Below are 14,964 nucleotides of genomic sequence, written 5' to 3' on the forward strand. Positions count from 1 at the left end.
GGATGCGGGGGGATGGATGCCGGGGGCCGGACTACGCGGGGATCGGTGCTTCGCGGGTCGAGGCTCGGCGGGTCAGGGCTTCGTGGGGGTTCCGGGCGAGCAGGAGCCCGACACCGTGAGCGTCGCCCCATCGAGTCCCCAGCCGCGAGGGGACCAGTCGACGGTCACGACGATGTTCTCGACGCGCTCCGCGCCCACGGGGACACGGTCGCTGCCTTCGGCGCGGGGAACGACCGCGCCGCTCGCGTCGCGGAACACGGCGTTCGAGGTGTCGACTGTCAGGACGGCCTTGTCGTTGCTGGAGCTGCGCGAGATGTCGAGCTTGTCGCCGGCGACGCACGAACGCACGTAGGCGGAAGCCTGCACCTGATAGGGGGCGCTGCCGTCGGCGGGAGTGACGCGACCCGTCTCGGACTGCGTGCCCCACAACTCGTGCTCGAAGTAGACGCCGATACCCGGGTCGCTGCCGAAGACCGTCGACCTGTTGTTCTCGAAATTCGTGTACTTGGGCTCGTTGTTGCGCGGGGGCTTGTTGCCGGCCTGGATCGTTTCGTCGATCCGCCAGCGCGCGATCGCGCGACCGCCATCACGATCGAGAATCGGCTCCGCGTCGACGCGGAACGTGTACCCCTGCGGAGCGGCACGATCCTGGTCGACCCGCTTCGTGTCGGTCACCGGGGCGGCCGAGCCGTACGTCTTGCCCTGGTACACGGAGTCGACGCACGCGGTGAAGGTGTATTCCTCGCCGTCCTTCTTCCCCGGGAACTCGCGGCGCGGGCCACCGTCGCCGGTGCGACAGTTCGTCCCCTCGACGATGCCGTAGCGGAGCTCGGAATCGGTGCCGTTCGGATCGGCGCTCGCCTCGGCCACGATCGTCGTCGACCCGTCGGATGCCGCGCGCGAGGTGAGCGTCAAGGCGAGCCCGGTCGGCTTGCCGACGCCGTGCGCGCGGAAGGTCAAGACGCCGCCCTCGACCGAGCCGCCGAGGCCGGGCGGGACGTCGAAGCGGGACAGAGGCGTGACCCGGACCTCTGTCGAGGCGTTGCTGCCGACGACGAAGCCCTTGATCGGCACCTCCTGCTGATTGCGGCCCACGGAGACGGTCTGCGTCTCGCCCGTGCTGCTGCGGATCTGCAGAGACCCCGTCTCGGCGGCATCCACCCCCCTCACCACGAGATCGACGACGTTGCCGGAGCCGTCGTCCGTGACGGTCGGGGTCCAGTCCACGCTGTCGGGGCGCGGCGGCGGGTCGTACGCCCACGCGGTCGTGCGCACGGAACCGCGCGATTCGCCCACGTCATTGACGGCGGTGACGACGTACTCGCGCTGGTCGCCGTTCGGGGCGGAGACGGTGGGGCAGCCGCCGTCCGGCGCGCAACGGGCGACGATGTCGCCGCGGTATCGCACCACGAAGCCGGTGAGACCGGGGTACGCGCGCCGCGCCTCACCCGCATCGACGCGGAGCGTGACCGAACCGTCGGCGTACGCGGACTGGCGGACGCTCGCCGGCGTGCGCGGGTAGCCCTGCAGATCGAGAACGACGCGCGCGTCGCGCGGACCTGCGGTACTGCGCCCCTGGGCATCGCGCAGGGTCACGCTCGCGGCGCAGGTCGCGCCGGGGGCGTCGGCTGTCCAGGATGCCGCGATGCTCGAGTCCGACGCCACCGAGAAGCTGACACCGGTGCAGGTTCCCGTCGGGCGCACGCCGACGACCTCGAGAGGCGTGCGCGGCAGCGGGTTGACCTCTCCGTCAGCGCCGATCACGTCGATCGTGCACGAGGAGCCGTCGGCCTGCGAGCACTGGCGCGAGGTGGTTCCCCCCTGCGGGAGGGTCGACGGCGCCGCCCCGACGCGCAGGAGGAGGCGAGCGGGGGCCACCGCGTTGTGGCTGGTCACGGTGATGATCGCCGCGTTCTCGGTGCCCGGGACCGCCCGGTCGGCACCGGTGACGGTGACGGTCGAGTCGTCGAGCGTGACGGACGAGAACGCCGACCCGGAGTACTCGACCGCGTAGCGGATGCTGTTCCAGTCCTCGCGGCCCAGCTGCCACGACGTCATGTTGCGCAGGTCGAATGTGGCCGTCTCGCCCGGCCCGACGGTGAGCGAGCCGGGGCGGAGCTCGGGCTGCGGGTCGCGCGCCACGATGCCGATCGGGACGGACAGGAGCGTCCACTCCTGCGTCCCCGCGATGCGCACCGGAACGATGCACGCATCGGCCCAGGGCGACCCGGTGCCGGCTTCGTAGGTCACCCGGGAGCCCGACACCGTGCAGCGCGCCTCCGCGCGCGCACCGGTGGTGGTGGCCTCGGTGCCCACCTCGAGGGTGGCGCGCCGCGGAAGGGCGACGAGGGATGCCATGTCGAACTCGACCGACGACAACTCGTCGACGCGCTGCGCAGAGTTGGGGCGCAGAGCGAGCGTCACATCGTCGTCCCCGGGGACGCGGAGGAAGGCGTAGGTCGTGACCTCCGAGCCGCCGACCGTGCCCGTGACCGCGAAGGGGATGATGCGTCGCGTGGCCGGGAGGTCGCCCGAGATGCGGCGCCCGTCGAGGCGGACATCGGTGGGGTTCCCCCACAGCGAGACCCTGAGGTCGCTGACGTCGCCACCCGACCAGCTGGCGCGGCCGGCGAGCACGTCGACACCCGAGGTGAAGTCGTCGCGGTCCTCGAGGGTCAGCGAGGTGTCGGCCACCACCGGATAGTCGGGCACGCTCTCGCGCACGACCTTGACGACGATGAGCCCCCGCCCCGTGTTGCCGGAATCGGACGCCACGTCGTAGAGGAACGACATCGTCGCCGGGGCGTCCCCGGCGCGGATCACCACCCCGGTGTCGGTGATCGACTCGACCCGGTCCGCCAGACGTGCGTACTCGGGGTTGTCCTCGCCGTCGACGAGCGTCTCGGGGAGGTCGGGGCGCACCCCGGTGAGCGTCAGGCGACCCTGCGTGGGATCGATGTCGTTCGCGAGCGGACTCACGCGGAGCCGGCTGTCTGCGCCCGCCTGCACCTGGACGTAGTCGGTGAAGGTGATGGGGCTCGGGTTCGCCTGGGCATCCAGGACGCCGATGCGCACGGTGCCCTCGCCCGTGGCGCCGGAGGTGTCGGAGACGCGGTAGCGGAACGACACCTGGCCACGATCCCCGGGGACGGACGCGTAGACGAGAGAAAGTCCGTCGGGAGAGATCGACGCGGTCCCGCGATCGGGTTGGCTGACGATCCGGTCGAGCATCACCGCATCGCCGTCGGGGTCGACCCCGAAGCCGGTGAACGGGATCGTCGTCGTCCCGCCGCTCAGCACCCGGCCCTGCAGGGTGTCGGGCACCGGCGCGCGGTTCGCGTCGTCGCCGAGGACGGTGATGCGCACCGTCGCCTCGTCCCACAGCGACGGAGCGCCCGTCGTGTACACCCGGTACGTCACTTCGTACGAGCCGGGAGTGGTCGGCGCGAGGTAGCGCAGCACGCCGCCCGAGGCGAAGGCGAGGGCGTCGCTGGCCGGCTGCGCGCTCACGCTCGCCGGATCGAGGGTGGGTCGTCCGCCGGCGGGCGACACGTCGTTGTCGAGCACCGGAATGTCGACCTGGGCGCCGGCGCGCACGGTGACGGTGTCGTCGACCGCGATCGGGGCGATCTCGGGCGCCGGAGGGAGCAGGTACACCGTCGCCTCGCCGGTGACGCGGGCACCCTCGTCGTCGGTGCCGTCGCTCACGCTGTAGGTCACGGTGCCCAGAAGGCCGGCTTCGCCCGTCGCGGTGCTCCCCGAGACGCGGAGATCGTTCTGGCCGACCGTGTCGACGCTGAGCGAGGCGCCGTCCTCGGCCGCGGCGACGACGTCGCTCAGCAGGAGGACCCGCCCGGTCGGGTTCGACACCGCGGAGAACACGTCGAGCGTGGCGTCCTCCTGCGGGCGGACGAACGCCACGACGGGGGCGGTCGACAACTGCGCGGGGGCGTCCGCGGCCAGGAGGGTGATGCGGGCGGTGCCCGTGGCATCCCGTCCCCCGTCGGAGACCGTGAAATCGACCCGGTACACGCCCGGTTGCGACGCGGTGAAGTCGAAGGTCGTGCTGCCGCCGATGACACCCGCGGTGGCCGCGGCGTCGTCGAGGATCCGGACCGAGCTGAGCGAGACGGCCCCCGCGGTCCCGGTCACGTGCGGACCGACATCGACCGTGAGGCTCGACCCCACCGTGTCGACGACGGCGAAGGACTGAACGGCGAGGCCGGGGTCAGGGGCGACACGGATCAGCAGCGGCTTCGTCGCCACGGCTCCCCGGGTGTCGGCGACGGTGACGTCGAGCTGGATCGTCTGCTCGCCGCCGGAGCCGTCGTCGGCGTGCTGGTAGACGACCTCGCCCGCGGGGGTCGAGGTGACGCTGCCGACTCCGCCCGGGTTGTCGACCGACAGCAGCAGCAGCGGGTCACCGTCCGGATCGACCCATCCGGGGAGGACGGGGACCGTGATCGTGCCGCCGCGGGCGACCTCCGGGGTGGGCCAGGGCTGGAGGCACTTCTCGACACCGCACCACACGGGGGCGGCGTTCGCGGCTTCGGGCGAGACGGTCAGCGTGACGGTGGTGGGGGCGGATGTCAGCCCGTCAGGCGTCGTGCCATCGGTCACCGCGTACGAGAACGTCGCCGTGCCGGTCGCCTCGGGACGCACGCGCACCGCGAGGCGCTGATCGTCGTCGGTGAGACTGAGCTCACCGAAGCCGGGATCCAGACCCGTGACACTCTCGCCGACGATGCTCAGCACGTCCTCGTTGGGGTCGTGGTCGTTCAGCAGGACCGGAAGGGTGACGAGGCGGCCCGCCCGCACGCCGAACGCGTCCGGCTCCGCGATCGGGGGCTTGGGATCGAGAACGACGCTGAGCTGCTCGTCGCTCTGGACCGCGGCCTGCTCCGTCCGGTCGTCGAGGCTCCAGTTCTGACTCGACGCGACGAGCGCGCCGTTCGGGACGGTCCACACCCAGCCGCTGCGCGTCTCATTCAGGATCACGGCGTGGTCGGTCGCGACGAACACCGGACGACGCTGATCGGGAAGCGTTCCCCCCGCGTAATCGAGCGGCGTCTCGCCCGCGTCGGAACGCCAGAGCGTTCCGCCGGCCTCGCCGGGGAGCAGCCACGCCGCGTACGCGACGCCCCCGCGGGAGAGGGGCTTCGCGGGCTGACCGAGCACGGTGCCACCGCCTCCCACCTCGCGGTTCGGCCCGGAACCGTCGACGGGAATCGCCCACAGCGACTGCTCGTCGGCGAGGTAGACCGCGCTGCCCGCGGAATCGGGAGAGCTGACGACGGCCTGGTCGACCACGGCGACATCGACCGGGTCGGTCCCGCGCACCCACACGCGCCCCGCGTCGCCGTCGACGAGAACCCAGGTGTCTCCGGCCGCCGAGAGGAGCGGGGTGGGCACCTCGGCGGCGAGCGCATCGCGCGCGCGCACCTCGTCGGCGGCGATGTCGTAGCGGATGACGGAACCGTCCGCCGAGGAATACGCGAAGAGCATTCCGCGGTCGTCGAGGGCGATGGCATCCGCGGTGTACGACGGGGAGTCGCCGCCGGCCGAGCCGAACGGATCGAGTTCGGATGCCGCCTGCCCGGCCTCGCTCAGTCGCCCGGTGAACAGCGTGCCGGTGTCGGTGCGGTACACGACGAAATCGCCCGCCGTGACCACCGAGGTCGTGCCCGCGGGGGTGTCGGGGGCGGACGAGAGCTGCTCCTCCTGCAGGTCGACCGGCTGGGCCTCGTCGATGCGCGAGAGCTTGCTGTAGCTGTCGGTGAACAGGTACGCGCCGTCCGCGCTCTGCGCGACCTCGCTGGGATTGCCGGCCGACCGCACGGTGTCGAGCTCGCCCACCGAGGTGTTGACCCGGGCGTAGCGCTGGCCCTCGCCGGTCTGCAGAGCCCAGACCGAGGTGTCGACCTCGGGGGTCTCTTGCGCGTCGAGGCCGGGCCAGACGACGCTGGCCGTGATCACGAGAGCCGCAGCCGCGAGCGTGGAGGCGAGACCGACGACCGTACGTCGCCGCATCACAGCACCCCCGTGGCGTACAGCGCGGCGACGACCACGGCGCCCGCGGCGACGACCGTCGCTCCGGCGAGCGCCCAGGGCAGGACGCGGTGCGACGCCGGCCCGGGAGCCGAGATGTCGGTGTCTTCGTCGCGGGCGAGGCCCGTCACCCCGGAGCGGTCGCGGACCTTGCGCGCGCCCTCGCGCTCGATGTGCGAGCGCGTGGGCCCACGCAGCGCCGTGTCGGAGAAGTCGACCATCCCGGCCGACGGCGACCAGGCGGCGCTGGGCACCTCGAGAGGGGTCGCGGCGAGGCCGAGCTCGGTCTGCACGTGCTGCAGATCTTCGCCGAGAGCGCGCGCGCTCGGATGCCGGTCCTGCGGGTTCCGTGTCATCGCGCGGGCGAGCGCGGCCTGCAGGGACGGCGGCACGTCGGAGCGGGAGATCTCGGTGTACGACGCTCGCGCGATGCGACGACGCAGCTGCTCGCGCGAGTTCTGCCCGCGCTCACGACGCTCGAAGGGACTGTGCCCGGCCAGGAGCGAGTAGACGGTCGCCCCGAGACTCCAGACCTCGCTCGAGACGGTGCCGGCGGTCTGCTCGGCGATCACCTCGGGGGCGCTCCAGGGCACCGACATCGCGAGCATCTCATCGGCGTCCTGACGCACCAGCGACGACGAGATCCCGAAGTCGGCGAGGACCGGCGCCCCGAATGTCGTGACGAGGATGTTGCTCGGCTTCACGTCGCGGTGCACGAGACCCGCGTGATGAGCGGACTCGAGGGCTCCGGCCATGCGCACGCCGATGGCGAGGACCTCGGGGACGGGGATCCGCTCGACCCGATAGCGCTGGGCGAGCGACCCCGGGCAGTACTCCATGACGATGTAGGGCCGGCCGTCGGCGGAGATCCCGGCCTGGTACACGGTGACGATCGAGGGGTGCGCCGAGAGGTGCGCGAGCACGTCGGCCTCGGCGTTGAACATGCGCCGGAGGTCGGGGTCGCGCACGTCGCTCGGCAGGACCTTGACCGCCACCTCGCGGCGCGGCATGTCCTGCCCGTAGAGGAAGACGTCGGCGAAGCCCCCGGAGCCGAGCGGACGGATGTACGCGAGCCCGGGCAGGATCGGCGGCGACGAGGGGAGGCGCTGCGGCATGGTGCCCCCTCCCGGACGACGCGCCCGCGTCTGGCCGGGCGGACAACCCGGCAATGCTAACAAAGGCGCCTCCGGGATCCCGGGGGCTGTGGACAAGCTCAGGATGCCGCGTCGCCGGGGTCGCGCGGATCGAACGGCGCGTCGAGGGAACGCGTCAGTTCGTCGAGCATCGCCGCCACCTGCGGCTCCACGTACTCGGCGATCGCCCCCTGGATGCGCAGGCGGTGGTGCAGCAGGATCGTGCACACCTCGCGGCCGATCATGTTCGCGTAGTCGTCGGCGAGACCGACCTCCTGGCGCAGCGCCGCCTTCGCGGCATCCGACAGCGGTGGGAGGGCGGGGATCACCGCGTCTTCTTCAGCGGCCAGGCCGGTGAGGGTGAAGAGGAACGGCGCTCCGGGCTCGGGCTCCGGGTCGAGCGGCAACCCCTCGAACTCGGGCTCGAGGCCTTCCGCCGGACGGTACGAGCGACGGCGGTTGCGTTCGGCCTGCTGGTCCAGTTCGGCCTGCAGCATCGGGAGGTTGCGTGCGGTGTACTCGGCAACGGCGTGATCGACGATCGTCTTCACGCGGGTGGACAGACCGTGCTGGACGCCGTGGGGGACGTCGGAACCGAGACCCGCCGCGGAGAGGACCGGGGATCCGAAGCACCGACGACACGGCGCGATGCGGCCGCGGTGGTTCGCGGGCTCCCACCGGGGCAGCCATTTCAGCCAGGCGTCCACCGCCTGGCCTACCTGGGTCTCGAGCGACCGCTCCACACTCCTACGCTAGACCGACACGCCCGGGCAGCGGGGATGATCGTGTCTCCCGCGCGTCACACCCGCGTCCCCGGCGGCGATCAGGGGGTGTCGTCGTCCTCGTCCTCCCAGGTCCACCGCGGGCGCTCGGTCCGTACGCGCACGAGGAACACCCCGAACACCGCCGCCAGCAGCGCAGCGACCGCGAGCACGGCCCCGGGCCAGCCGAGCGCGACGGTCCCGGCCGCGGCGACCGCCCGCGCGGGGTCCGCCCCGCTGAACAGGCCTCCCACGACGATCCCGGCGAACTCCCCCACGTAGGCACCGAGAGCGCACGGAACCGTGGTGAGATACCCGGGCGGCTCCGCTCTGAGTCCCCAGAGCAGGATGCCGGCGAAAAGCGCGGTCGCGACCACGAGGCCGATGACCCCGGGGATCGGGCCGAGACCCGTCACGGGGATGACGTCGCGATCGACGACGAGACTGGCGACCCCGAGTCCGCCGATCCCGAGAGCGACGAACGTCACGGTCGCGAAAACGACCGCGACCGGCGGGGTCACCCCCGCCGGTCGCGGCGCGTCGGTCATGGCATCCCGCTTCAGACGACGGAGACCTGCGGGCCCGCTTCGAGCGTGCGCTCGTACTCGCGCTGCGCCTCGTCGTTCAGCTCGGTCACGCGCCGGCCGCGACGCGCGACCCACGCGCCGAACCAGATCGTCAGCTCGCGCCCGAGGACGAACGCGACGATCGCGAGCGGGGCGAGGACGTTGTCTCCGAGGAGGTCGACGCCCTCTCGGGCGGTGAGCATCCAGAACGGCGCGGCGAAGAGGGCACCGAGGAGATGCCCGCCCCAGGCGATCACGCCCACGACGAGGCCCCAGACCACCCAGTGCCCCCACCGGCCGCGGTTGATGAGGGCTCCGAGGAACCAGAAACCCAGATAGAACGCCACGGTCGGCACCCAGAGGCCCCACGTGGCGAGGGCGCCGAGAGCGGCATTCGCGAGCCCGGACACCTCGAGATCGCCCGTCAGCAGACGCAGACCGAGGGTCGCCGCAAGGTAGAGGACGGCGAAGCAGAGCGCGGCGAGCAGACCGATCGCGCCGGCCGCCCCGCGGTTGCCGCGCGGACGCGGGGCTTCGGGGGCCTGGACGAAGATCGGCTGCGCGGTGTTCGCGTACGCCGTCGGGGAGGCCGTCGTGGGAGCGTCGGTCGATCGCGTGTCGTAAGCGGTGGTGGACGCCACCGGAGTCGAGGACGCTCCGGCCGCCGCGGCACCTGCGGCGACGGCTCCCCCGGCAGCCGCGGCCCCGGCGGTGTCGCCGTAGGCGTCGTAGCGCTGCGTGGACGCGTCGGTCGTCGCCGCCTCGGTCGCCGCCGCGGCGGGCGCCGCCTCGGGCTCCGCCGAAGCCGCGTACGCGGCCCAGCGGGCGTCTTCGTCATCGAGGTCGGTCGTGGTCGTGGGGGCGACCGGCGACGCGTCGTGAACGGTCGCCGTGGTCGTCTCGGTCGCCGCGGGCGTCGACGACACGTGCTGGTCGCGCTCACGCTCGTCCCAGGCGGCGGCAGCCTCGGCGGGGTCGACGGCATCGCGCTGGGCGGCCTCGGCGTCGGCCAGGCCCTCGTGCGCGCGCCCGACCACGTCGTGCGCCTCGTCTTTGGGCTCGTCGACGGGGTCACCGTACGACTGGGGGTCGCTCATCGGGGTCTCCTCACGCGCGCAAATATCTGCGGCGTCAGGCTAACCCGCGCTCGTCGCCGCACGGCGCAGGCGTGCCGTCGTGTGTCGGTCTCGACCGTGTCGGTGGCGGCATCTAGGGTGACTTCATGGCCCGTCGCGTGTTTCGTCCGACCGGCGCAGCCGTGTTCGCGGTCGCGGCGGTGCTCGCCCTGAGCGCGTGCGCGCCGGACGACGGCGGCTCTACCGCAGCGACGACACCGGCCACGGAGTCGTCCGCCTCCCCGACGGCGACACCCATCCCCACGATCACCCCGACCGTCGCCCCCGCGGCCATCCCCACCGACTGCCGCGCGATGCTCTCGGCCGACGTGCTGGCCCAGTTGGCACCCGTCCCACTGAATGACCCGTCGGTCGGTGCCTCCGGGCCGCAGCCCGACGGCTCGCTCATCTGCATCTGGCGCGATCCCGGCGCCGACACGACGGGCCTCGAAACGCGTATCACCCGCGTCGACCGCGGACCCGCCCTCGACATGCTCAACGACCTCGTCGCCACGCAGGGCTTCAGCTGCTACACGCCCGACGACGGCACGCGGTGCGAGAAGACGTGGATCAACGACACCTACCCGGTCAACGACGGTCGCACGCTCTTCTGGCGCGACCACGTCCTGATCGACACGCAGTACTCCAACCTCGCGCCGACCGGCTACACGGCGAGCATCATCGCGTCGATCTTCGGCTGATCGCTCACTCGGCGAAGGCTCGGGATGCCACCGTCTCGGCGTAGCCGTCCGGCATCCAGTTCGTGAGGGTCGACGACACCCACCGATCGCCGCGGATGTCGTGCACCTCGACGACACCGCCCGCCGCGCGCTCGCAGTGGACCGTGTCGCCGGAGACCTGGCATCCGAATCCCTGCGACGACAGGGTCGCCTGAACAGCCGAGGCCCCCTCGGGGGTGACGGTCGACACCGTGGTCTCCATCGATCGACCCGCCGTCCCCCGCCAGTGACAGGTCACGACCACGGTCGCCCCCGACGCCGCGACGGCCTCGGGGGTCGACGCCGCCGGGGTCCGACGCTGCGTCAGGAGATTGTTGCGCGACCAGACCAGCGACGACCAGAGGTCCGCCGAGTAGAGCTCGCGACAGGTCGACGCCGGAGTCGGAGCCGGCTCCGGCGTGGCCGTGGGAGCGGACCGGGCCGCGCGGAGCGTGTCACCGACGAAGATCACGGATGCCGGGATGCCGGGGACCGCGAGAACGACCAGGACGGCGACCACCACGGTGCAGATGATTCCCACCGGCCACGCGATCCACACGTTCCGGCCACCGACTCGCGCCATCCGTTCCTCCCCGTCCACGGTAGGCGCACTCCCCCGGCGCATCCGGCCTCCGACACGCCGCGGACGCCACACGTCGCGCGGTCGAAACGCCGCGGACACGACGAAGGCCCCCGGCGTGAGCCGAGGGCCTTCGTGCGGGACGGATCCCTTAGTTGTAGCTACCGGGCGTGAAGTCGTCCGTCGTGAAGCTGTCGAAGTCGACGTAGCTCAGATCGGCGTCGGAGTACGCGCCGTCCGAGGCGAAGATGCGGTTGGGGTACCGCTCGCTCTTGGCCTCTTCCGTCGCCTCGACGGTGACGTTGCGGTACTTCGACAGGCCCGTCCCCGCGGGGATGAGCTTTCCGATGATGACGTTCTCCTTCAGGCCGACGAGCGGGTCGCTCTTGCCCTCCATGGCCGCCTGCGTCAGGACGCGGGTGGTCTCCTGGAACGACGCGGCGGACAGCCACGACTCCGTCGCGAGCGACGCCTTCGTGATACCCATCAACTCGGGACGACCCGACGCGGGGCGCTTGCCCTCGCCGACCGTCTCGCGGTTGATGTTCTGGTACCGCTTGAAGTCGACGAGCTCGCCCGGGAGCAGGTCGGTGTCGCCGTGGTCGACGACGGTGACCTTGCGCAGCATCTGGCGGACGATCACCTCGATGTGCTTGTCGTGGATCGGCACACCCTGCGAGCGGTACACGCCCTGGACGCCGTTCACGAGGTACTTCTGCACCTCGCGGGCGCCCTGCACACGCATGACCTCCTTGGGGTCGAGCGTTCCGACCTGGAGGGGCTCACCGACGGTGACGTGCTGGCCGTCCTCGACCAGGAGCGTCGCACGCTTCAGGACGGGGTAGACCACGGGCTCGTCGCCGTTGTCGGGCGTGAGGATGACCTTCTTGGCCTTCTCGGTCTCGTCGATCGTGATGCGGCCATCGGCCTCGGCGATCGGCGAGGCACCCTTGGGGGTACGCGCCTCGAAGAGCTCCTGCACACGGGGAAGACCCTGCGTGATGTCGTCGGCCGACGCGGAACCACCGGTGTGGAAGGTACGCATCGTCAGCTGGGTACCGGGCTCACCGATCGACTGGGCCGCGATGATGCCGACGGCCTCGCCGATGTCGACGATCTTGCCGGTGGCGAGCGAACGGCCGTAGCACTTCGCGCAGACACCGACGGCGGAGTCGCAGGTCAGCACAGAGCGGACCTTGATGGACTCGATGCCACCCGCGACGAGCTTGTCGATCAGGACGTCGCCCACGTCGTCGCCGGCCTCGGCCAGGACGGTGCCCTGCGCGTCGACGACAGCCGTCGCCAGCGTGCGGGCGAACACCGAGTTCTCGACGTTCGCGTCCTTGACCAGCGCACCGGTCGAGTCGGCAGCGGCGATCGGGAGCTCGAGGCCCTTCGACGTGCCGCAGTCCTCTTCGCGGATGATGACGTCCTGCGAGACGTCGACCAGACGACGCGTCAGGTACCCCGAGTCGGCCGTACGGAGGGCCGTGTCGGCCAGACCCTTACGGGCACCGTGCGTCGCGATGAAGTACTCGGCGACCGACAGACCCTCGCGGTACGAGGAGATGATCGGACGCGGGATGATCTCACCCTTCGGGTTGTTCACAAGCCCTCGCATACCCGCGATGTTGCGGATCTGCAGCCAGTTACCACGCGCACCCGACGAGACCATGCGGTTGATGGTGTTGTCGGCCGGGAAGTTGTCGCGCATCGCCTTCTGGACGGCATCCGTAGCCTCGGTCCAGATCTTGATGAGCTCCTGACGACGCTCGGCGTCGGTGGTGAGACCCTTCTCGTACTGCGCCTGGACCTTCGCGGCCTGCTTCTCGTAGCCGCCCACGATCTCGGCCTTGTTCGGCGGGGTGAGGATGTCGCTCAGCGCCACCGTGACACCCGAACGGGTGGCCCAGTAGAAGCCGGCGTCCTTGATCCGGTCGAGCGATGCCGCGACCTCGACCTTGGGGTACTCCTCGGCCAGCTTGTTGACGATCTGCGACAGCTTGCCCTTGTCGGCCTGCTCGCGAACGAACGGGTAGCCCTTGGGGAGCGTGGCGTTGAAGATCGCCTGGCCGAGCGAAGCGTCGACGAGACCGTGCTTGTCGTAGCCCTCGGGCGCCTGGCCCTCGAGGAACGTCAGGCCGGGGATGCGGATGCGCGCCTTGGCCTGCAGGTCGAGGGTGCCCTCGTCCTTGGCCAGGATCGCCTCGCCCACCGAACCGAACGCACGGCCCTCACCGATCGCACCCTCCTTGAGGGTGGTCAGGTGGTGCAGGCCGATGATCATGTCCTGCGAGGGCAGGGTCACCGGACGGCCGTCCGACGGCTTCAGGATGTTGTTCGAGGCGAGCATCAGCACGCGGGCCTCGGCCTGGGCCTCGACCGACAGCGGCAGGTGGACGGCCATCTGGTCACCGTCGAAGTCGGCGTTGAACGCCGCGCAGACGAGCGGGTGCAGCTGGATCGCCTTGCCCTCGACGAGCTGGGGCTCGAACGCCTGGATGCCGAGACGGTGCAGGGTGGGTGCACGGTTCAGCAGCACGGGACGCTCGCGGATGATCTCTTCGAGCACGTCCCAGACCTCGGGACGGTAGCGCTCGACGGCGCGCTTGGCGGCCTTGATGTTCTGCGAGTGACCGAGGTCGATCAGGCGCTTGATCACGAACGGCTTGAAGAGCTCGAGCGCCATCTGCTTGGGCAGACCGCACTGGTGCAGCTTCAGCTGGGGTCCGACGATGATGACCGAACGACCCGAGTAGTCGACGCGCTTTCCGAGCAGGTTCTGGCGGAAACGACCCTGCTTTCCCTTGAGCATGTCGCTCAGGGACTTGAGGGCACGGTTGCCGGTACCGGTCACGGGGCGACCACGGCGGCCGTTGTCGAACAGCGCGTCGACGGCCTCCTGCAGCATGCGCTTCTCGTTGTTGACGATGATCTCGGGGGCACCGAGGTCGATCAGGCGACGGAGGCGGTTGTTGCGGTTGATCACGCGACGGTAGAGATCGTTCAGGTCGCTGGTGGCGAAGCGGCCACCGTCGAGCTGGACCATCGGGCGCAGCTCCGGCGGGATCACCGGAACGACGTCGAGCACCATCGAGGCCGGGCTCATGCCGGTCTGCAGGAACGAGTTGACGACCTTCAGGCGCTTGATCGCGCGGATCTTGCGCTGGCCCTTGCCCTCGGAGATCTGCAGGTGGAGGCTGTCGGCCTCGGCCTGCAGGTCGAAGGTCTCGAGGCGACGCTTGATCGACTCCGCACCCATGTGGGCCTCGAAGTACTGACCGAAGCGGTCCTGCAGCTCGTGGAAGACGTCGTCCTCGGGCTTGAGGGCGCCGACCTCGAGCGTGCGGAAGTCCTCCCACACGCGCTCGAGCTTGGCGATCTGCTCGTCCGCGTTCTTGCGGGCGGCCGTCATGTCCTTCTCGGCGGCGTCCTTGACCTTCTTCTTCTGGTCCGCCTTGGCGCCCTCCGCCTCGAGGGCGGCGAGCTCCTCCTCGAGCTTGGCCAGGCGAGCGGCGATGCGGGCATCGCGGCGGTCGCCGAGCGTCTTCAGCTCGAGACGGATGTTGTTCTCCTGCGTGGCGAGGTCGCGGTGACGAGCATCCTCGTCGACCGAGATCACCATGTAGGCGGCGAAGTAGATGACCTTCTCGAGGTCCTTCGGCGCCATGTCGAGCAGGTAGCCGAGGCGCGAGGGAACACCCTTGAAGTACCAGATGTGCGTGACGGGCGCGGCGAGCTCGATGTGGCCCATGCGCTCGCGACGGACCGAGGACTTGGTGACCTCGACGCCGCAGCGCTCGCAGACGATGCCCTTGAAGCGCACGCGCTTGTACTTGCCGCAGGCGCACTCCCAGTCGCGGGAGGGTCCGAAGATCTGCTCGCCGAAGAGGCCGTCCTTCTCGGGCTTCAGCGTGCGGTAGTTGATCGTCTCGGGCTTCTTGACCTCACCGAAGGACCAACGACGGATGTCGTCGGCGGTGGCCAGACCGATACGGATCTGATCGAAAGTGGTTGATTCGAGCACTGGTTCTCCTGTGTC

General features: G+C 70.7%; 8 protein-coding genes. 1 reads left to right on the forward strand and 7 read right to left on the reverse strand.

The features are described 5' to 3' along the window. Positions 1 to 72 precede the first annotated feature (72 nt). From QE388_RS03075 to QE388_RS03095, 5 genes are all read right to left on the reverse strand, one after another. Positions 73 to 6,030, reverse strand: a complete 5,958-nt coding sequence (locus tag QE388_RS03075; protein WP_307382843.1) for an Ig-like domain-containing protein — start codon at positions 6,028 to 6,030, stop codon at positions 73 to 75. Further along, complete coding sequence (locus QE388_RS03080; RefSeq protein ID WP_307382845.1) at positions 6,030 to 7,163, reverse strand: serine/threonine-protein kinase; 1,134 nt, start codon at positions 7,161 to 7,163, stop codon at positions 6,030 to 6,032. The genes QE388_RS03075 and QE388_RS03080 overlap by 1 nt, the downstream gene beginning before the upstream one ends. Before the next feature lie 98 nt (positions 7,164 to 7,261). Then, positions 7,262 to 7,924, reverse strand: coding sequence for a hypothetical protein (locus QE388_RS03085; protein ID WP_058596744.1), 663 nt, complete (start codon positions 7,922 to 7,924; stop codon positions 7,262 to 7,264). Between the two features lie 80 nt (positions 7,925 to 8,004). Then, positions 8,005 to 8,490, reverse strand: coding sequence for a hypothetical protein (locus QE388_RS03090; RefSeq protein WP_307382848.1), 486 nt, complete (start codon positions 8,488 to 8,490; stop codon positions 8,005 to 8,007). 11 nt (positions 8,491 to 8,501) lie between these two features. Continuing rightward, positions 8,502 to 9,605: an ABC transporter gene (locus QE388_RS03095; protein WP_307382850.1), complete on the reverse strand. Its 1,104-nt coding sequence runs from the start codon at positions 9,603 to 9,605 to the stop codon at positions 8,502 to 8,504. A gap of 125 nt (positions 9,606 to 9,730) precedes the next feature. Between QE388_RS03095 and QE388_RS03100 the strand changes: the two genes are divergently transcribed. Next, a complete protein-coding gene (locus QE388_RS03100) occupies positions 9,731 to 10,324 on the forward strand; it encodes a hypothetical protein (protein ID WP_307382851.1) in 594 nt (197 codons plus the stop codon). A gap of 4 nt (positions 10,325 to 10,328) precedes the next feature. Here QE388_RS03100 and QE388_RS03105 read toward each other — a convergent pair whose 3' ends face one another. Next, entirely contained in the window at positions 10,329 to 10,925 is a 597-nt protein-coding gene (locus QE388_RS03105; RefSeq protein ID WP_275801744.1) for a hypothetical protein, read from the reverse strand. A 148-nt stretch (positions 10,926 to 11,073) separates the two neighbouring features. Then, positions 11,074 to 14,949, reverse strand: coding sequence for a DNA-directed RNA polymerase subunit beta' (rpoC, locus tag QE388_RS03110; protein WP_307382854.1), 3,876 nt, complete (start codon positions 14,947 to 14,949; stop codon positions 11,074 to 11,076). Between the last annotated feature and the right edge of the window lie 15 nt (positions 14,950 to 14,964).

The sequence above is a fragment of the Microbacterium sp. SORGH_AS_0969 genome (genome assembly GCF_030818255.1).
Taxonomy (GTDB): Bacteria; Actinomycetota; Actinomycetes; order Actinomycetales; family Microbacteriaceae; genus Microbacterium.

Coding starts and splice junctions, on each gene's coding strand:
- QE388_RS03075 (WP_307382843.1), bottom strand. CDS start 6,030: ATGCGGCGACGTACGGTCGTCGGTCTCGCCTCCACGCTCGCGGCTGCG.
- QE388_RS03080 (WP_307382845.1), bottom strand. CDS start 7,163: ATGCCGCAGCGCCTCCCCTCGTCGCCGCCGATCCTGCCCGGGCTCGCG.
- QE388_RS03090 (WP_307382848.1), bottom strand. CDS start 8,490: ATGACCGACGCGCCGCGACCGGCGGGGGTGACCCCGCCGGTCGCGGTC.
- QE388_RS03095 (WP_307382850.1), bottom strand. CDS start 9,605: ATGAGCGACCCCCAGTCGTACGGTGACCCCGTCGACGAGCCCAAAGAC.
- QE388_RS03100 (WP_307382851.1), top strand. CDS start 9,731: ATGGCCCGTCGCGTGTTTCGTCCGACCGGCGCAGCCGTGTTCGCGGTC.
- QE388_RS03105 (WP_275801744.1), bottom strand. CDS start 10,925: ATGGCGCGAGTCGGTGGCCGGAACGTGTGGATCGCGTGGCCGGTGGGA.